Annotated in this window: 17 protein-coding genes and 1 riboswitch; of the genes, 10 read left to right on the top strand and 7 right to left on the bottom strand. The window is 53.9% G+C overall.

Going from position 1 to position 17,357, the window contains the following annotated elements; translation table 11 throughout:
• Positions 1-23 precede the first annotated feature (23 nt).
• A complete protein-coding gene (locus HMY34_RS13850; protein WP_202716058.1) occupies positions 24-2,003 on the top strand; it encodes a beta-propeller domain-containing protein in 1,980 nt (659 codons plus the stop codon).
• Between the two features lie 50 nt (positions 2,004-2,053).
• Here HMY34_RS13850 and HMY34_RS13845 read toward each other — a convergent pair whose 3' ends face one another.
• Positions 2,054-3,079, bottom strand: coding sequence for a DNA/RNA non-specific endonuclease (locus tag HMY34_RS13845; RefSeq protein ID WP_202716057.1), 1,026 nt, complete (start codon positions 3,077-3,079; stop codon positions 2,054-2,056).
• Between the two features lie 139 nt (positions 3,080-3,218).
• Positions 3,219-3,363, top strand: a riboswitch (cobalamin riboswitch).
• Between the two features lie 58 nt (positions 3,364-3,421).
• On the opposite strand from HMY34_RS13845, the gene btuB reads away from it, so the two are divergent.
• Genes btuB through HMY34_RS13810 form a run of 7 tightly spaced genes read left to right on the top strand, consistent with a single transcriptional unit; the run spans position 3,422 to position 11,145 of the window.
• The gene (btuB, locus tag HMY34_RS13840; protein WP_202716056.1) at positions 3,422-5,248 is read left to right on the top strand and encodes a TonB-dependent vitamin B12 receptor; all 1,827 of its coding nucleotides are present in this window, start codon (positions 3,422-3,424) and stop codon (positions 5,246-5,248) included.
• Positions 5,249-5,266: 18 nt separating this feature from the next.
• Positions 5,267-5,833 (top strand): hypothetical protein, encoded by a 567-nt coding sequence (locus HMY34_RS13835; protein WP_202716055.1) that lies wholly within the window; start codon positions 5,267-5,269, stop codon positions 5,831-5,833.
• Positions 5,830-7,134, top strand: coding sequence for a cobyrinic acid a,c-diamide synthase CobB (locus HMY34_RS13830; RefSeq protein WP_202716054.1), 1,305 nt, complete (start codon positions 5,830-5,832; stop codon positions 7,132-7,134). The genes HMY34_RS13835 and HMY34_RS13830 overlap by 4 nt, the downstream gene beginning before the upstream one ends.
• Positions 7,127-7,768 (top strand): 5,6-dimethylbenzimidazole synthase, encoded by a 642-nt coding sequence (bluB, locus tag HMY34_RS13825; RefSeq protein WP_202716053.1) that lies wholly within the window; start codon positions 7,127-7,129, stop codon positions 7,766-7,768. The genes HMY34_RS13830 and bluB overlap by 8 nt, the downstream gene beginning before the upstream one ends.
• Positions 7,765-8,670 carry an adenosylcobinamide-phosphate synthase CbiB gene (cbiB, locus tag HMY34_RS13820; protein WP_202716052.1) on the top strand — a complete coding sequence of 302 codons (906 nt, stop codon included), beginning with the start codon at positions 7,765-7,767 and terminating at the stop codon, positions 8,668-8,670. Before bluB ends, cbiB begins: the two co-directional genes overlap by 4 nt.
• Positions 8,654-9,649, top strand: coding sequence for a threonine-phosphate decarboxylase CobD (cobD, locus tag HMY34_RS13815; RefSeq protein ID WP_202716051.1), 996 nt, complete (start codon positions 8,654-8,656; stop codon positions 9,647-9,649). Before cbiB ends, cobD begins: the two co-directional genes overlap by 17 nt.
• On the top strand, positions 9,637-11,145 hold the full coding sequence (locus tag HMY34_RS13810; protein WP_202716050.1) for a cobyric acid synthase: 1,509 nt from the start codon (positions 9,637-9,639) through the stop codon (positions 11,143-11,145). The genes cobD and HMY34_RS13810 overlap by 13 nt, the downstream gene beginning before the upstream one ends.
• 5 nt (positions 11,146-11,150) lie before the next feature.
• Here the strand turns inward: HMY34_RS13810 and cobS are convergent, their stop codons facing one another.
• The 6 genes from cobS to HMY34_RS13780 form a co-directional block, all read right to left on the bottom strand.
• Entirely contained in the window at positions 11,151-11,891 is a 741-nt protein-coding gene (gene cobS / locus HMY34_RS13805; RefSeq protein ID WP_202716049.1) for an adenosylcobinamide-GDP ribazoletransferase, read from the bottom strand.
• On the bottom strand, positions 11,891-12,946 hold the full coding sequence (gene cobT, locus HMY34_RS13800) for a nicotinate-nucleotide--dimethylbenzimidazole phosphoribosyltransferase (protein WP_202716048.1): 1,056 nt from the start codon (positions 12,944-12,946) through the stop codon (positions 11,891-11,893). Before cobT ends, cobS begins: the two co-directional genes overlap by 1 nt.
• Positions 12,930-13,463 carry a bifunctional adenosylcobinamide kinase/adenosylcobinamide-phosphate guanylyltransferase gene (gene cobU / locus HMY34_RS13795; protein ID WP_202716047.1) on the bottom strand — a complete coding sequence of 178 codons (534 nt, stop codon included), beginning with the start codon at positions 13,461-13,463 and terminating at the stop codon, positions 12,930-12,932. The genes cobT and cobU overlap by 17 nt, the downstream gene beginning before the upstream one ends.
• Before the next feature lie 7 nt (positions 13,464-13,470).
• Positions 13,471-14,007, bottom strand: a complete 537-nt coding sequence (locus HMY34_RS13790) for a gamma carbonic anhydrase family protein (RefSeq protein ID WP_202716046.1) — start codon at positions 14,005-14,007, stop codon at positions 13,471-13,473.
• A complete protein-coding gene (locus HMY34_RS13785) occupies positions 14,004-15,206 on the bottom strand; it encodes an ATP-binding protein (RefSeq protein WP_228287862.1) in 1,203 nt (400 codons plus the stop codon). The genes HMY34_RS13790 and HMY34_RS13785 overlap by 4 nt, the downstream gene beginning before the upstream one ends.
• Before the next feature lie 66 nt (positions 15,207-15,272).
• Positions 15,273-15,854 (bottom strand): NUDIX domain-containing protein, encoded by a 582-nt coding sequence (locus HMY34_RS13780; RefSeq protein ID WP_202716044.1) that lies wholly within the window; start codon positions 15,852-15,854, stop codon positions 15,273-15,275.
• Positions 15,855-16,287: 433 nt separating this feature from the next.
• On the opposite strand from HMY34_RS13780, the gene HMY34_RS13775 reads away from it, so the two are divergent.
• Together HMY34_RS13775 and HMY34_RS13770 are read left to right on the top strand one after the other, a co-directional pair.
• A complete protein-coding gene (locus HMY34_RS13775) occupies positions 16,288-16,443 on the top strand; it encodes a hypothetical protein (protein ID WP_202716043.1) in 156 nt (51 codons plus the stop codon).
• A gap of 39 nt (positions 16,444-16,482) precedes the next feature.
• Positions 16,483-17,211, top strand: coding sequence for an HNH endonuclease (locus tag HMY34_RS13770; protein ID WP_202716042.1), 729 nt, complete (start codon positions 16,483-16,485; stop codon positions 17,209-17,211).
• The last annotated feature ends 146 nt before the right edge of the window (positions 17,212-17,357 follow it).

The raw sequence follows: 17,357 nt of genomic DNA, 5'->3' as shown, positions 1-17,357 counted from the left end.
AAAATGCAAACAAGGGAGTCGCTATGAAAACGTCAACATTCGCCCGCTTTTTACCCGTACTGTGTGTACCGTGGTTGGTTTCCTGCGCCTCGTTAGACGCGCCGGTCGATAACGAAACCGGCGGATTGAAAAAAACCAGCGCGGCGGAATTACGCGATTACCTGCTGAAATCGTATCAACAACCGCAATATTCCCCAGCAATGGGCGCACCAGTTGCGATGGCAGCGCCTGCACCGGCTGCCGCATCCGGTGCTGCCAGAGCGCCTGCTTTTTCCACCACCAATCTGCAAGAGCGCGGGGTCGATGAAGCTGACCTCATTAAAACCGACGGTCGCCATGTCTACGCCATCGGCGCACCCAATAACCAGCATTACCAAGACAACACCCTGCGGATTATGCAGATCAACAACGGCGGCAAAAACTTACAAGAAGTCAAACGCCTCACCCTGCCCGAAGGCAGCAGCCTGCAAAATCTTTACCTCGCCGGTAAACAACGCCGTCTGGTGACACTAGGCAGTGCGTATCAAGCCATGCCCGTTCCCATACCAATGCCCGCCGGAACAGCGCGTATGATGCCACCACCTTACATGATGCCGCGCCCGCAACAAACCGAATTGAACTACATCGACGTGCGCCAGCCTGAAAAAGCCGCGTCCACCCTAAAAGTGCAATTGGATGGCAATCTCAACGCCAGTCGCCGCGTCGATGATACGCTGTATTTGGTGCTGCAAAGCTACCCGCAAATCAACTCGACCAGCGGGCTGGATAAGCTGACCGCGCAAGATTTTCTGCCCACTTATCGCACGGCGGATGGCAAAACCGCGCCACTGGTCACAGCAGATGATTGCTACGTCAACCGCCCACCCAAGACGGCTGATGCGGATTCCAGCTATTACAGCAACAATATTATCAGCGTGGTCGCAATCGACTTGAACGCCGCAGACTTCCGCTTCAAAAGCCGTTGCTACGTGGGCAATACCGAAACCTTGTACGCCTCACCGCAAGCGCTCTACCTTGCCACCACCGACTACCAATACAACCAAGCGCAAGGCGCTCGCAGCAATACCGGCATTCATAAGTTTGCGTTCACCGGCACTGACATTGCTTACCGTGGCAGCGGCTCCGTACCGGGGCATTTGAGCGGGCAGGAATCCTCATTCCGTTTCAGCGAACAGGATGGCTATTTGCGCGTCATTACCCAAAATGACCAATTCAGCGACCCATCAATGGCAATTACTGCCCCTTACGGCAAATCCCCCGGTATCCTCAGCATCCTCAAAGAAGGCGGCAAAGAGGGTTTGCAACTGGTGTCACAATTGCCTAACCGCAAGCGCCCGCAACATATCGGCAAACCCGAAGAACAGCTTTACGCTTCGCGCTTTGTCGGTGATCAGGCATATTTAATCACCTTCCGCAGCACTGACCCGCTGTATGTGCTGGATTTAACCAACCCACAAGATCCGTACATCGCGGGCGAGTTGGAAATTCCCGGCTTCTCTGACTACTTGCACCCCGTCGGCAAACACTTACTGCTGGGCATTGGCAAAGATGCCATTGCTGACACGAACGGCGATTTCCGGGGCGCTTGGTATCAGGGTATGAAACTCTCCCTGTTCGACACCAGCAAACCCGGTGAGATGAAGGAAGTGGATAAACTGATTCTCGGCAAACGCGGTACCGATTCCGCCGCACTGCACGATCACCATGCCGTTAGCGTATTGCCCGTGGGTACGGATTTGCGGGTGGCGTTGCCGATCAGTCTGCACGATACCTCGCAAGCAGGAATGCAGGGACAACCGTCCGATTATTACGACCACACTCAGACTGGGCTGTATCGGTTTGAGGTGGATAAGGCGACCAAGAAAATCCGCCAGTTACCCCCGCTGATTACTGAACGCGGGCGCGAGGAATATTGGATGTACCCGCAGAACGACCGCAGCGTGATGATTGGCGATTACGTGCATTATTTCCACAATGGGAATTTCTGGTCGCAACGCTGGTAAGCTTGCACGCTGAAGTAAAGGGGCTGATTCCGTTCAGCCCCTTTGTCTTTTTACAGCACGATGTCAGTAAGCTCAGCCACGCGCCGCCGTGGGAATGCACCCGCCCGTTCCAAGCCCGTGCCAGTATTCAAATCCACCTGAAAGCTGCTGAGGTAGGAAAAATCTAGCGCTGTGCGTTGGCTAATTTCTTCTACCGTGACTTGAAACACCCGCGCATTGAAACGCGCCAACGCTTGCAAATCACCGAGAACGCTTTGCTGCTCCAGCAAATACGCGGATACCGCAAGACTCCCATCCGCCTTGACGTGTACCGCGATTTTCCAGAAACGCAACGGCAAACGCACCCCACGGTACAACGGGTCTTCCTCATCAAACACCGGGCCGGTAAACACACTCAAGCGCTTGCGCTCGCTGACAGCGGTATTCAATAAGTAATCTTCGATGCCCAACCAAGTTTCGCTGTTTTGATTAAAGCGTTCATGTTGCGGCGAACAATTGGTGAAATGAAAGGTGTCTGCATTGGCATTACGCGCCTCGCTCTCTGCGCCCCACACCGGGTCACGCCGCCGCACCAAATGCCCGCGATCCAAGGCGTTACGCGCATACAAATCTTCGCCAATTTGCTCAGATTCGGCAATGCGTGGGTCATACGCCCATTTGTCACGCGAACGCGGCACGTTACGGATGCGTTCACCATCAATATTCACCACGGTGTAGTAAGCCAGTTGGCGACTACGGTTCATAACGATGGAAAAATGGTGATACGGCAACACCGTATCGTCGGCTTGCGGCGCAGTCTGATTGTTTTTAGCCGCATTGCTGCGTTGCGCATCGGTCAGAATCGGCAATGGCACAGGGACGTTTGCCTCCAAAAAATCGGGGGAATATCCCGTGCGATTGCGGTAATCACGGGCGGTGATGCGCTCCATTTCCACATCCGCTGCGGTCTCCAACGGAGCTGACGATGGCTGCAACGGCGGCTGCAATACCGTCACTTCAGCGGAGGCAGCGGGTGTGGTTGGCGTACCGAGAGAAACGGTGATGCGTAGTGGAATGTCGATGGTCATTGTGTTCATGAAACTCACTCCTATGCGTGGAATAATCGGGCTGACTGCTATCCATTAGCATAGACAAGAAATGTTTCATGAACATGATGAGTCTGTTGTCAGTCGTGCATAACCACGCATGATTTGACTCTGCCTAAATAATCCCGTAGTTTGCCTCTCCTGTTCAGGTGCGCTTCATCGTTTTCGGGAAGCGTTAAACGGGAAGTGGGTGCAAGCCCCACACTGCCCTCGCAACGGTAAGCAGGTTCACTCAACCTGATAAGTCCGATACCGGCCTGACAAGGCGCGACTCTAGCGAGTCGTCTTCACACACGTGCGCGATGGGCGCATCGTTACGGAAATCCATACCCCATGAAATTATCTCCCCTTGCCGCGCAGTTCGGCACTGTTACCCTTTGCCTGTTGGCATCCCCACTGGTATTGGCAAAAGATGCCACCACCCTCGATGACATCGTCGTAACGGCTGACCGCAAAGCCCGCAGCGTCGATGCTACCCTTGCCCCCGTCAGCATTATTACCCGCCAAGATATTGAGCAATATCAGGCAACCAGTGTGCCGGAAGTGTTGCGGCATTTGCCCGGTATTACCCTGAGTAACAGCGGCGGCGTGGGCAAAGCCACCTCTGTCTTCATCCGTGGCACGAATTCCAGCCACGTCTTGGTGCTGATTGATGGCATTAAAATGGGTTCTGCGACTACGGGCAGCGTCGCGTTTGAAGATTTGCCGCTGGATCAGGTGGAACGCATTGAAGTCGTGCGTGGCCCGCGTTCCAGCTTGTACGGTTCGGAAGCGATTGGCGGCGTGATTCAGATTTTCACCCGCAAAGGCGGCAAGGGTTTCCAGCCTGAAGTTAGCGTGAGTGCGGGTAGCCATAATACCCAGAAAGCCAATGTGAATCTGGCGGGCGGCGATACGACCACTTGGTACAACGTGAATGCTGGCACGGAAAAAACCGACGGTTTCAACGCCACCGCCAATAACCAAGAGCCGGATGCCGATGGTTACGCCCGCGACAGCGTTGCCCTGCGTGCCGGACATCGCTTTGCCAATGGCACGGATGTAGACGTTTCCTTGTTGCAAGCGCAAGGCAACAATGATTACGACGGCTCTTTCGGCAACCAAGGCGAGTTTGTGCAGCAAGCAGTCAGCGGCAAGTTGCGCCACAGCGTCGGCGATAAAGCCGTGCTGACCGCGCAGCTTGGGCAAGCCAAGGATGAGAGCGATAATTTCAAGGATGGCGCATTCAAAAGCCGCTTTAACACCACCCGCGACACCGTATCTTTGCAAGCTGATGTGGCGGTGCGTGCCAACGACTCGCTGACCGTAGGCATTGAGCAGCAACAGGATAAGGTCAATAGCAACACAACTTACACCGTCGCCAGCCGTGCTAATACTGGGCTATTTGGCAATTACCAAACCACGCTCGGCGCGACACAACTCGATATATCGGCGCGTCAGGACGATAACGAACAGTTCGGCAACCACACCACAGGCGGCGTGGCGGTCGGGCGTGATTTGCCCAACGGAATGCGCGTGACGGCGGCGTATGGCACAGCGTTTAAAGCCCCCACCTTCAATAATTTGTATTTCCCCAACAGTGGCGATGCCAGCTTGCAACCGGAAGAGTCGCAAAACACTGAACTCGGCGTTTCCGGCAAAGCTGCCCGTGACAAGGTGCGTTGGTCTGCTAATGCCTTCAGCAATAACATCGACAACTTGATCAGCTACCCGCCGCCAACTTACAAGGTCAGCCAAATCGACAAGGCACGGATTCAAGGCGTGGAACTGAGTGCGAGGACGCAATTGGCAGGCTGGGAGGTGAATACCAATCTTACCCTCCAGAAACCCGAAAACCGCAGTGGTGCAGATGCCGGTAAAAACCTGATACTCCGCCCCGAACGGCTTGCCAGCGTCGATATTGACCGTGATCTTGGCAAATTCCGTGTGGGTGCAACGTTGCGTGGCGAAAGCCAGCGTTACACCGATACCGCTAACACCGAGGGCAAAAAGCTTTCGGGTTATGGCACGCTCGACTTACGCGCCGATTACCAACTGGCGAAGAGCTGGACAGTCGGGGCAAAACTCAGCAACGTATTGGACAAAGATTACCAAACCAACAACGGCTATAATCAAGACGGTGTTAATGGTCTGGTGACGGTTAAATACGCACCGAAATAATGTTAAGGAGATAGAACGATGTTTACACTTTCAACTAAAAACCAATGGCTGGTCGGTGGCGTATTGCTGCTGGCAATGCTTGTTACCCGCGCTCATGTCTCGGATCACTTGCTGGATGCGTCGAAAGCAGTATTTTTCCTTGCGGGATTTTACTTGCGGAATCTGATGGCGTTCGGGGTATTCATGGCAGTGGCGGTGGTGATTGATTACGTTGCCATCACCCAGTTTGGTGTCAGCGATTTCTGTGTGTCGCAAGCGTATGTGGCACTTGTTCCCGCCTATGGTGCGCTGTTTGTGGCAGGGCGTTGGTTGGCATCTGCTTGGCAAGGCGAAACGCTGGCAACGTTGGGTAAACTGGTGTTGGCGGTTGTGGTCGGCTTTGCGGTGTCGGAAGTCATTTCCAGTGGTAGCTTCTATGCCTTCTCTGGCAAATTTGCGGAATTCAGTGTGGTGGAATTGGGTGGACGTTTAGTGAAATACGCGCCGCACGGTTTGTATGTTACCAGCTTGTATGTAGCGGTTGGCATGGCGTTACATCTCGCGGTTTCCCATTTTCACGCACTCACGGGTAAAACCACTTTATGATGCCAACTTCACGTACTTGTCCGGCGTTATTTGTGTCTGCCCCTGCCTCTGGGCAGGGTAAGACGACGGTGACGGCGGCGTTAGCGCGGTATTACCAACGGCAAGGGTTGCGGGTGCGGGTCTTCAAAACCGGCCCGGATTTCCTTGACCCGATGCTGTTGGAACGTGCCTCCGGCGCACCCGTGTACCAGCTTGATTTGTTCATGGGCGGGGAGGCACATTGCCGAGAATTGCTTTATGCTGCTGCCGCTGAAGCCGACCTGATCCTGATTGAAGGCGTGATGGGTTTGTTTGACGGTGAACCCTCCAGTGCGGATTTGGCAACCTGTTTCGGCATTCCGGTTATGGCGGTGATCGAAGGGGCGGCAATGGCGCAAACCTTCGGGGCGATTGCTTATGGCTTGGCGCATTACCGCGCGGGTTTGCCGTTAGCGGGGGTCTTTGCCAACCGTGTGGCGGGTGAACGCCATTGTGAAATGTTGGCGGAAAGCCTGCCAGCGGGTTTACCGCTGTTGGGCTGGTTGGCGCGGGATGCCGCGATTGCCTTGCCGGAACGCCATTTGGGGTTAGTGCAAGCCGCTGAAATTGTTGATGTGGAAGCACGCATTGAGCGGGCAGCCAATGCCCTGCAAGGTGTCGCGCCGACCTTGCTAGCACCCGTCACTTTTACCCCTACACCGCAAGTAAGCGTTGCCCCTGCACGGATGTTGAGCAATGTCCGTATTGCGGTGGCGCGGGATGCGGCATTTGCGTTTCTCTACCGTGCCAATCTTGATGTGTTGCGGGCAATGGGCGCGGAGCTGCACTTCTTTTCACCGCTGACCGATACCGACTTGCCGGAAGCGGATGCGTTGTATTTGCCGGGTGGCTACCCCGAATTGCACTTGGCAACACTGGCGGCGAATACCGCTATGCAAGCGGCGATTCGCACGCACCATGCCGCGAATAAGCCCATTGTTGCCGAATGTGGCGGGCTGTTATATTTGCTCGAATCGCTGACCGATACGCAAGGGCAAACTGCCCCGATGGTCGGCTTGCTGCAAGGTAACGCGACGATGCAAACCACACTGGCGAACCTTGGCTTGCACAGTGTCAGCTTGCCGCAAGGGGAGATGCGCGGGCATACCTTCCACTATTCGCGGCTGGAAACGGCACTACCGATTATCGCCACCAGCGTTAGCAAACGGGCGGGTGGGCGCGGTGAGGTGGTGTACCAGACAGGGCGATTACACGCCAGCTACTTGCACCTGTATTTTCCTTCAAACCCCGCAGCGGTAGCGGGCTTGTTTGGTAATGTCTGAACAGCACCAGCCGTTCTTTTCATCGGAAGAGCGTGAGAGCCTTTACCGTATTATCGCCGCGCGGCGTGATATGCGGCATTTCACCCCCAACACACGCATTGATGACGCGACCATCGAGCGGTTACTGCAAGCCGCCTATCAAGCCCCGTCGGTGGGGCTGATGCAGCCGTGGCGTTTCCAACGTATCCGCACTATCCAGCAACGTGAGGGTATTGCGGCGTTGGTGATGGCAGAACGGGCGGAGACGGCGAATGCGTTAGGAGAACGGGGTGAAGAATTCCTACGCCTCAAAGTGGAAGGTATCCGCGATTGTGCTGAACTGTGGGTGGTAAGCGTTGCGCCAGACGACGGTACGTTGTTTGGGCGGCGCACAATGCCGCAAGCAATGGCGTTATGTTCAGTCGCATGTGCCATTCAAAATTTGTGGTTAGCGACTCGTGCTGAAAATTTAGGAATGGGCTGGGTGTCGATGTTTGATCCGCTGGCATTGGCTGAATGGTTGAGCTTACCCGCCGGCAGTCAGCCGATTGCCATTTTGTGTATTGGGCAGGTGGAAGCGTTTTATTCTGCCCCTATGCTGGAATTGGAAGGCTGGCGGCAGGGGCGGACGTTGGATGATGGATTTTTTACATGATTTCAGCCCTAACCCTTGTCCCCGCCCTGCTGTTGGATCGGCTGTTAGGCGAACCCCCGCGTTTTCACCCGCTGGTCGGCTTCGGCAAGCTGGCGGATTGGCTGGAATCTCACCTTAATAACCGCACCGTTCACTACGGCATACTGGCGTGGTGTTTGGCAGTGTTGCCTTTAAGCATTGCCGTTTGGTGGCTGGATACGCTCATCGGTGGTATTTGGCTCAGTGTGCTGTGCGGTTGGTTGGCGATTGGCTGGCAAAGCCTGCGCCAACACGCCCAGTGGGTACAACAAGCACTGCTGGCGGATGATTTACCGCAAGCACGGCAAAAAGTCGGTTGGCTGGTTAGCCGCGACACCTCCCACCTCGATAGCCCCCAGATCAGCCGTGCCTGCATCGAATCGGTGCTGGAAAATGGCAGCGATGCTGTGTTTGCCCCCTTATTCTGGCTGATGATCGGCGGTGCGCCAGCAGTCGTGCTGTACCGCCTGAGTAATACGCTGGATGCGATGTGGGGTTATCGCAGTGAACGCTTTGAGCGCTTCGGCAAGTGGGCAGCGCGGGTGGATGATGTGTTGAACTGGATTCCGGCACGATTGACGGCGTTAACGTATGCGCTGTGTGGGAATTTTGTTGCTGCGATGCTGGCGTGGCGTACCCAAGGCAGTCGTTGGTATAGCCCCAATGCCGGAGTGGTGATGGCGGCGGGCGCGGGTGCGTTGCAAGTGCAACTCGGCGGCGATGCGGTATATGCGGGGCAAACCAAAGCCCGCCCGTCACTCGGTGCGGGGTCAATACCGGACGCAACCGCGATTACCAGTGCTATCCGCTTGCTGGATCGGGGTGTGTATCTGTGGGCGGGTATCACCTTGATCATTGGGGGCGTTAGTGTTTTCTTCGCATAATCACGGTGGGCAATTAAGGCGTTTCAGCCAAACATTCGGTATTCCTTTGGCGGATTGGCTGGATGTGTCCACTGGCATTAGCCCGTGGGCTTATCCTTTGCCGCCTGTTCCGACTGCGTGCTGGCAACGCTTGCCGGAAAGCGATGATGGGTTGGCAAGCGTTGCCGCTGAGTATTACGGTAGCCCTTATCTGTTACCCGTCAACGGTTCTCAAGAGGCGATCAAACTATTACCGCAATGCTTTCCCTCCAACCGCCGCGTCGGGATTATCAGCCCTGCCTACCACAGCCATCAACACGCATGGGCGGCACAAGGTCACACCGTGCAGGCGTTAAACCCAGCGCAAGTGGAACGGGCATTGCCCGCGCTGGATGTGCTGGTGGTGGTCAACCCGACCAATCCGACCGCGCAGCATTATTCATCGGAAACCTTACGCCACTGGCAGCAAACCTTGGCGCAACACGGCGGCTGTCTGGTGGTGGATGAGGCGTTTATGGATGTTACCCCCACGCAAAGCCTGATTATCCCTGAGCCGCAATCAGGGTTGGTGGTGTTGCGTTCGGTGGGTAAATTTTTCGGCTTGGCAGGCGTGCGTTTAGGTTTTGTCTGGGCAGAAATCCCGCTGTTGCAAGCCATCGCTGCTTTGCAGGGCGATTGGTCGGTGAGCCATCCGGCACGCTGGGCAGGGCAACAAGCATTGGCGGATCGGGCTTGGCAGCAGCAACAACGTTGCCGTTTGGTGCTGGCGGGCGAGCGTTTGCACACCTCATTGCAACGCTATTACGGTGACGCGGTGCAAAGCACGCCGTTGTTTGGCTATCTGCCTTCGCCCCACGCCGCAGAAATCCATCAAGCCTTGGCAGCGCAAGGAATTCTCACCCGTTTATTCACCGAGCCTGCGGCGTTACGCTTCGGCTTGCCTGCTACGGAACAAGACTGGTTACGTCTGGAACAAGGAATTCAATCATGCCAACCTTGATGGTGCAGGGATGCACCTCGGATGCGGGCAAAAGCACGCTGGTAGCGGGGCTGTGCCGCGTCTTCAAACGGCGCGGCTTATCCGTCGTGCCGTTCAAACCGCAGAACATGGCATTAAACAGCGCAGTCACCCCCGATGGCGGCGAAATCGGGCGGGCGCAAGCCTTGCAAGCGCAGGCGGCGGGCGTTGTTCCTAGCGTTCACATGAATCCCGTGCTGCTCAAGCCGAATACTGACACGGGGGCGCAAGTGATTTTGCAAGGGCATTCCATCGGCAATCTCGAAGCCCTCGATTACCACAGCTACAAACCCAAGGCAGCGGCGGCGGTATTCGATTCCTATGCGCGGCTGTGTGCGGAATACACCTACGTCATGGTGGAAGGTGCGGGTAGTCCGGCGGAAATCAATTTGCGTGAGGGCGATATTGCCAATATGGGGTTTGCGGAACGCGCGGATTGCCCGGTGATTTTGATTGCGGACATCGACAAAGGTGGCGTATTTGCGCATTTGGTGGGGACGTTGGCGTTGCTGTCTGAAAGCGAACAGGCGCGAGTCAAAGGCTTTGTGATCAATCGGTTTCGTGGCGATATTGCGCTGTTGCAGGGCGGGTTGGATTGGTTGGAGGCGTATACCGGCAAGCCAGTGTTGGGGGTGTTGCCGTATTTGCATGGGCTGCATTTGGATGCGGAGGATGCTGTGCCGGAGAATGCGGCGTTCCCTGAGCGGAGTCGAAGGGAACAATTCCGCGTCGTTGTACCGCGCCTTCCGCATATCAGTAACCATACGGATTTTGAGCCGTTGCGGCTGCATCCGCAGGTGGATTTTCAGTATGTGGGACATTTGGAAAGCATTCCGGCGGCGGATTTGCTGATTTTGCCCGGTAGCAAAAATGTTGGGTTTGATTTGGCGTGGTTGCGCTCGCAAGGCTGGGAGGCGGCGATCCAGCGGCATTTGCGTTACGGCGGGAAGGTGATCGGGATTTGTGGCGGTTTGCAGATGTTGGGGGCGGCGATTCACGATCCGCATGGGATGGAGGGGGAACCGCGTAGTTATGCGGGGCTGGGTTTACTTGAGTTGGAAACGACCCTGAACCCCGAAAAACAACTCAATAACCGCAGAGGCACGCTTGCCCCTCCTTTGCAAAAGGGCGCAAGCGCCGCGAGTAGCGGCTGGGCGAGGTTGGGGGAGGATTTTCTTCACGGCTATGAAATCCACTGCGGCATTAGCACAGGTAAAGCGTTGGAAGCGCCAGCGGTATATTGGGATGGACAACCGGATGGCGCAATTTCTGCCGATGGGCTGATATTAGCGACGTATTTGCACGGGCTATTTGACGCGCCGGAAGCATTGCAAGCATTGTTGGAATGGTCAGGTTTACGCGAGGCAGACACATTCGACATCAATGCGGTGCGCGAACAACAACTCGAACGGCTGGCGGATACACTGGAAACACACTTGAATATGCCGGTTGTGATGGCGCTGCTCCAAGCGCCATAGCCACCTTACGCTGGCAAGCCCAATGCCACCCCCAGCAGCCACAACATTTCACCACTTTCCAGTGTTGCACCGGCGGTATCACCGGTACAACCTCGCAAGCGCTGTACCATCATGCGACGCAACAACCAAAATCCCAGCAGTACTGCCCCCAAACCGTGCAAGGAAACCAGTGCCACCAGCAGCAACGTTGCCAGTGTGAGCCACCATGCTACGGTACGCGGCAAATGCGCGGTGACTGCACTGGCTAAGCCGCCCGCCCGCACGTAAGGTGTCGTCAGAAACAGTAACAATACCAGCGCCCGCCCCAATACCGGAGCCAGCAAGACCACCCACCACACACCGTTTTCAAGGATCACCACCAGCGCGGCGAATTTCAGCAATAACAATCCGACCAGCGCGATTGCACCCGCCGCACCGATCAACGGGTCTTTGAGAATGCGGTGCGTCTTTTCCACATCGCCGAAACCGCCAAGCCACGCATCGGCACTGTCTGCCAGCCCATCCAGATGCAGCCCACCAGTAATAGCCGCCCATAACACGGTCACTATTGCTGCCAGCAATACCGCCGGTGCGTGTGGAAACAATACCAGCGGGAGGCACAACAAAGCACCAATCAGCAAGCCCACCAATGGATAAAACAAAGCTGCCCGCCCAAAATCCACTGCTTCCAGCTTCCCCAAATCCGGCACTGGAATACGGGTCAGAAATGACAGCGCAAGGAAAAAATAGCGGGGTATATTATGCATCACAATCGCGCTGCCGCTTCACCCGCCACCGCTGCTTCAGCAAACGTTGCCATGCGGTTATGTAAAGCGCACGCCATGCGCAACAACGGCACAGCCAGCGCCGCGCCACTGCCCTCTCCCAACCGCATTTGCAAATCCAACAACGGCTGCAAACCTAGAAAATCGGTTGCCAACACATGCCCCGGTTCGGCAGACGCATGACTGAGCAATAACCATTGCCGCACATTCGGCTGCTGTTGCACTGCCACCAATGCGGCGGCGGTGCTGATAAAACCATCCACCACAATGGGAATGCCCCGTTGAGCCGCCCGCCAATACGCCCCGACCAATGCGGCAATTTCAAACCCACCGACGCAACGCAATGCCTCCAACGGCGCATTCAGGTGATGGCGATGCACATCAAGAATGCGTTGAATAACATTCACTTTATGCGCAATACCGGCAGCATCAAGCCCTGTGCCTGCGCCGGTGGCAACGCTTGGTGCAACATCCAGCAAGGCACAATACAACGCGGTCGCGGCGGTGGTATTGCCGATGCCCATTTCACCACCAATAAACAGGTGTGCTTTATTCGCATAGGCGCGTTCGGCAGCGGCGTAACCTGCTTGCAGTGCAAGATTGAGCTGGCTGTGGGTCATCGCGGGGGCTTGCGCACTGTTTGCCGTACCAGCACCGGCACGTTGACTGATCAGCCCTGCATGGTTTAGCGGGTCTTTGACACCGACGTCGATGATTTCCAGCGTTGCACCCAGCTCTCGTGCCAGTACGCTGATGGCGGCACCACCGTTGAGAAAATTGTGCACCATTTGCCCAGTCACCGCTTGCGGGAAGGCGGAGACACCCTCTTCCGCCACACCGTGGTCGGCGGCAAAAATACTGATGTGAACCCTATCGGCACGGGGGTCTTCACGGCCTTGCAGCGCTGCCAATGTCACTGCCAACGTTTCCAACCTGCCTAACGCGCCGCTAGGCTTGGTGAGTTGTTGCTGACGTTGTAAAGCAAATTCTCGGTAATGTTCTGTCGCACTCGCGCAGGGTTCATTCAGCCAATCCATTGAAATGTCCTTTTAATACCTGTGGCAAACCTGCCACCATGAACACCACCGTTTCCAGTTGTGCGGCTAATTGCTGATGCAAGCGCCCTGCGCTGTCAACGTAACGGCGCGTCAATTCGCCCAATGGCACGACGCCCAACCCCACCTCGTTACTGACCAACAGGGTATGCCCTGGCAAACGCGGAAGTGTCTGTAACAATGCGGTGGTTTCTGTTTGCAAACGTTGCTCGTCTTCCAAACACAGCAAATTGGTCAACCACAGTGTTAGGCAATCCACCAGCAACAGGCGGTGTGAAGCAGCATGATGTTGCAGGGTGGCGGCAAGTGTTAGTGGCTCTTCTACTGTCAGCCAATGTGCAGGGCGAGTAGCACGGTGATGGGTAATGCGTTCTTGCATTTCAGCGTCATGCGCTTGCGCAGTCGCGATATAAATAACCTCGTGACCGGACTGTTGCGCTAACGTTTCGGCATAATGGCTTTTACCGGAACGTGCACCGCCGAGAATCAAAGCTTGCATACTGTTTTCACTCCGAAGCAGCCGTTCTTAGCGCTAACTTTGCATAGTAATTGGCTGAATAGCTGAAATACGCCCGCTCTTTTTCGGTCAGCGCCCGCGACTGTTTGACCGGATTGCCGACGTACAAATAGCCGCTTTCCAAACGCTTGCCCGGCGGAACCAGACTGCCTGCGCCGATCATTACCTCGTCTTCGACCACTGCGCCATCCAGCACGATAGCGCTCATCCCCACCAAACAGCGGTTGCCGATGGTGCAGGCGTGTAACACGGCTTTGTGACCGATTGTGACTTCATCGCCAATCAGCAGCGGGCGACCGTCGGGCGAGGAATACGGGCCGCCATGCGTGACATGCAGCACCGCGCCGTCTTGCACATTGGTCAAGTTGCCAATGCGAATGTGGTTGATGTCGCCGCGCACTACCGCCATCGGCCACACCGACGAACCTTCGCCTAGGGTGGTTTGCCCGCTGACATACGCCATCGGGTCGACGTAGGCGGTCGGGTGCAGCGTTGGGGTGTGGTTTTCAAAGGCTTTGACGGTCATGAATGGCATCCTAGGGGTGGTTTTTCCAATACGAGCGATTGTACCAGCCACGCCTGCACCTGCGTATACGGCAATACCGTAAACGCACTGCGCCGTTGCGCTTCCGCCCCGCCGTACACCAATGTCATACCTGCAATTCGTTCACCCAAGGCAGTTTTTACCCGTGTCGCGGCTTGCATGGCGTCACTGGCAACCGTTTGCGCGGACTTGATTTCGAGCAGTTGCAATTTATCGCCGGTTTCCAGCAGCAAATCGGCTTCGTTGTGGTTGGCATCGCGGTAGAAAGACAGGTTGGGTTTTGCACCTGCGTTATGCAACGTTTTTAGCACTTCCAGCACCACGAGGTTTTCAAACAAGTTGCCCCGCAGCGGGTGTGTCGGCAAATACGCTGGCTGGGTAATCCCGATTAGCCAGGCGGCAAGCCCCACATCGTAAAAATAGAGCTTGGGCGATTTGATCAGGCGTTTGCTGCCATTGCTAAACCACGGCGGCAGGCGAAACACGATGTAGGAAGCTTCCAATAAGGTGAGCCATTCTTGCACGGTGTTACCTGATACGCCGACATCCGCTGCGAGGCTTTGCATATTCACCAATTGCCCGACGCGCCCCGCGACTAGGCGCACAAATTTTTCAAACAGATGGAGGTTGCGTAACTGCACCAATTCACGCAAATCGCGCTGCACATAGGTTTCAAAGTAATCACCCAACGCCACAGCAGGGTCTAGTTGTTGGGCATGAATGCGCGGATAACCGCCTTGGTACAAAAAACTATCCAGTGTTGGTTTTTCCACAATTGGTAACAATTCGGCAATCGACAGCGGCAACAATTTCAGCAAGGCAGTACGCCCCGCTAATGACTGCGAGATGTGGCGGCTGAGTTCAAACTGGTGGCTGCCTGTGAGGATGAATTGCCCTGCTGTATTCTTTTCATCCACCAATACTTGAATCCATGACAGCAAGTCGGGGACGCGCTGAATTTCATCAATCACCGCCCCATCGGGGAATTGGCTCAGGAAACCGCGTGGATCAGTGCGGGCAAAATCGCGGGTATCGGGGCGTTCCAGATTGGTGTAAGGCTTGTTGGGAAAGGCTTCCCGACACAACGTGGTTTTGCCGGATTGCCGTGGCCCCGTGACCGTCACGACGGGCCATTGGGCAGCACGCGCCAATAAAATGGGAAGTATGTGGCGTTGAATCATGACGCACCCTGCAAATCTGAAGTAGTACTTCATTTTTGCATAGAATCAATCGCGCCAACAAGCGCATTAACGGGGTGGTTTTTCCAATGCGAGCCATTGCAGGGCAATAATGGCTAGAGATGCTTGGATTTTACCGGCTTTGAGCCATGCCAGCGCGGTGTGGCGCGGGATGACCGATACGCGAATGTCTTCGTGTTCGTGTGGCAAGCCGTGGATGCCGATGGGTACGGCGGATAAATCGACGGGGGCGTAATACAGGCTGACGATTTCGGTGGAGCCGCCTGCGCTGGGGTAAAAGTCGATGATGTGTTCCAGCGTGTCGATGGTGCAACCGGCTTCTTCTTGGGCTTCGCGGCGTGCCACGTCTGCATTGCTTTCACCGTCTTCGACGATGCCTGCGACGATTTCGACCATCCACGCGCCTTGCGCATCCCGCAAGGCAGCACCGGGGCGGAATTGCTCGATCACCAATAGCGTATCAGCGACGGGATCGTGCAACAGCACGGCAACGGCATTGCGGCGCTCGAAAATTTCCCGCCTGACTGTCCCCGACCAACCGCCTGCAAACAGCTCGTGGCGGAATTCGTAGGCATCCACGCGGAAAAAGCCTTGGTACAGATTTTGTTGGGAGAGGATGTCGAATTTCATGGGGTCTTGATGGTGGTTTGTGGAATGGGCAGTGTGGAACAGGGGCGCTGGAATTGCAATTTGCAGCGGATTAGGGGGACGGCATAATGAAATTTTTGATTGATGATCATTTTGAGGATTTTCAGGAGTTAAAAGCGTTCCTTGTGATAGTGATCACTTTTTGGCTACACGAGATTTGTTAAGATGGGATTCATTGGGGGACATTCTTTAAGGAGTGAAGGCTATGACAATTTCAGGCTGTACGAGAGACTTGGCGAACCAAATGGGCGAAGGGTGTTCACCGATTGAACGTAGGCTGTCCATGCTGATATTTCTGAACGCCGCCTAAAGAAACCGTTAGCGCAATATGACACTTATCACTGAGATAAAAATCTACTAAAGATAAGTTGGCTATATCTTCCAAAGATAAATTCAGATTTAAGGAGAAATTGAAATGGGCTTTTTTGATGATTTATTTGACAACAAAAAAAAGAAAAAAGACGGCAGTTACGATAAACGCAGTAACAAAGGGAGTACTAGAACATCCACACAAAAAGCTGGGGATAAAAAGAGAAAAAAGAAAAATGAGTCATTTTGGTTTTTCTCATAAAGTACTTGTTAACCTCAACTAAAAAATTTGTAAAAAATCATGAGCAGAAAAGGCAAAACTCAAAAACCATCCTATACAATAGGTTCAAGGATTGCGTTAGGACTTTTAGGAAGTCTAGTTGGAGAGCCTCCCAAAAGAACCAAAAAATCTTCAGATGACACGCAGTCATTGATTGTTGTTGGCGTCGTTCTTGGTGTTATATTTCTTATTATTCAAACAATAAATTTCCTAGAGGAGACATATAACAAGAACCCTGTGGTCATTATTATAGCGTGTGGTTTTATTGGTATCTTATTGACATGGTGGTTAAACCAAAGAAACAAACAAAAAGAATTAGATAAAATTAATCACGAGAATTATCTTAAAAAGCTTAACCAAGTTGCTATTAGTGATGAAAGAGCCGATTACATAATTAAGAAAGAAGATTATAAGCGTGGAAACAAAATAGAAAACGAATATCGCAAAAAGTATTCATTGCAATTGCTAAATTTATTTAATAATAAATGCGCCAAGTGTGGAAGTATAGATAATGGATTTGATTTAGATCACTTTATCTTAAGTAAGAATGAAGGCGGTAATTTTATATTGATTAACAAGGATGGCTATCGGGTAAATAATGCAATTCCACTTTGCCAGACTTGTAATAGGTCTAAAGGCGATAGATCATACAAAGATTTTTTTAGTGAAGAAGAGATTCTTTCGATATTTGAAAAAAACAAAGAAATGACTCTTGTTCTAAATGATCAACAAAATTTAATAAATAGCTAATGAGAATATCGACGACGGACGCGGTGACAGCCCGCGATTTTACCCAATCTACTCCCCGCCCACCCCCATTATATTGACATTAATGCTATAGAAAGACCGCCAAACCACTTTTTCGATTTTTAGAAATTGAACGAAAAACAAACATG

The sequence above is a fragment of the Thiothrix subterranea genome, assembly GCF_016772315.1.
Classification (GTDB): Bacteria; Pseudomonadota; Gammaproteobacteria; order Thiotrichales; family Thiotrichaceae; genus Thiothrix; species Thiothrix subterranea.
Note: the sequence above shows the minus strand (reverse complement) of the source record. Positions and strands in the feature narration are given on the sequence as shown.

Coding starts and splice junctions, on each gene's coding strand:
- cobT (WP_202716048.1), bottom strand. CDS start 12,946: ATGGATTGGCTGAATGAACCCTGCGCGAGTGCGACAGAACATTACCGA.
- cobS (WP_202716049.1), bottom strand. CDS start 11,891: ATGCATAATATACCCCGCTATTTTTTCCTTGCGCTGTCATTTCTGACC.
- HMY34_RS13780 (WP_202716044.1), bottom strand. CDS start 15,854: ATGAAATTCGACATCCTCTCCCAACAAAATCTGTACCAAGGCTTTTTC.
- HMY34_RS13830 (WP_202716054.1), top strand. CDS start 5,830: ATGATGCCAACTTCACGTACTTGTCCGGCGTTATTTGTGTCTGCCCCT.
- HMY34_RS13790 (WP_202716046.1), bottom strand. CDS start 14,007: ATGACCGTCAAAGCCTTTGAAAACCACACCCCAACGCTGCACCCGACC.
- HMY34_RS13770 (WP_202716042.1), top strand. CDS start 16,483: ATGAGCAGAAAAGGCAAAACTCAAAAACCATCCTATACAATAGGTTCA.
- HMY34_RS13835 (WP_202716055.1), top strand. CDS start 5,267: ATGTTTACACTTTCAACTAAAAACCAATGGCTGGTCGGTGGCGTATTG.
- HMY34_RS13785 (WP_228287862.1), bottom strand. CDS start 15,206: ATGATTCAACGCCACATACTTCCCATTTTATTGGCGCGTGCTGCCCAA.
- btuB (WP_202716056.1), top strand. CDS start 3,422: ATGAAATTATCTCCCCTTGCCGCGCAGTTCGGCACTGTTACCCTTTGC.
- HMY34_RS13845 (WP_202716057.1), bottom strand. CDS start 3,079: ATGAACACAATGACCATCGACATTCCACTACGCATCACCGTTTCTCTC.
- bluB (WP_202716053.1), top strand. CDS start 7,127: ATGTCTGAACAGCACCAGCCGTTCTTTTCATCGGAAGAGCGTGAGAGC.
- HMY34_RS13810 (WP_202716050.1), top strand. CDS start 9,637: ATGCCAACCTTGATGGTGCAGGGATGCACCTCGGATGCGGGCAAAAGC.
- HMY34_RS13775 (WP_202716043.1), top strand. CDS start 16,288: ATGGGCTTTTTTGATGATTTATTTGACAACAAAAAAAAGAAAAAAGAC.
- cobU (WP_202716047.1), bottom strand. CDS start 13,463: ATGCAAGCTTTGATTCTCGGCGGTGCACGTTCCGGTAAAAGCCATTAT.
- cbiB (WP_202716052.1), top strand. CDS start 7,765: ATGATTTCAGCCCTAACCCTTGTCCCCGCCCTGCTGTTGGATCGGCTG.
- HMY34_RS13850 (WP_202716058.1), top strand. CDS start 24: ATGAAAACGTCAACATTCGCCCGCTTTTTACCCGTACTGTGTGTACCG.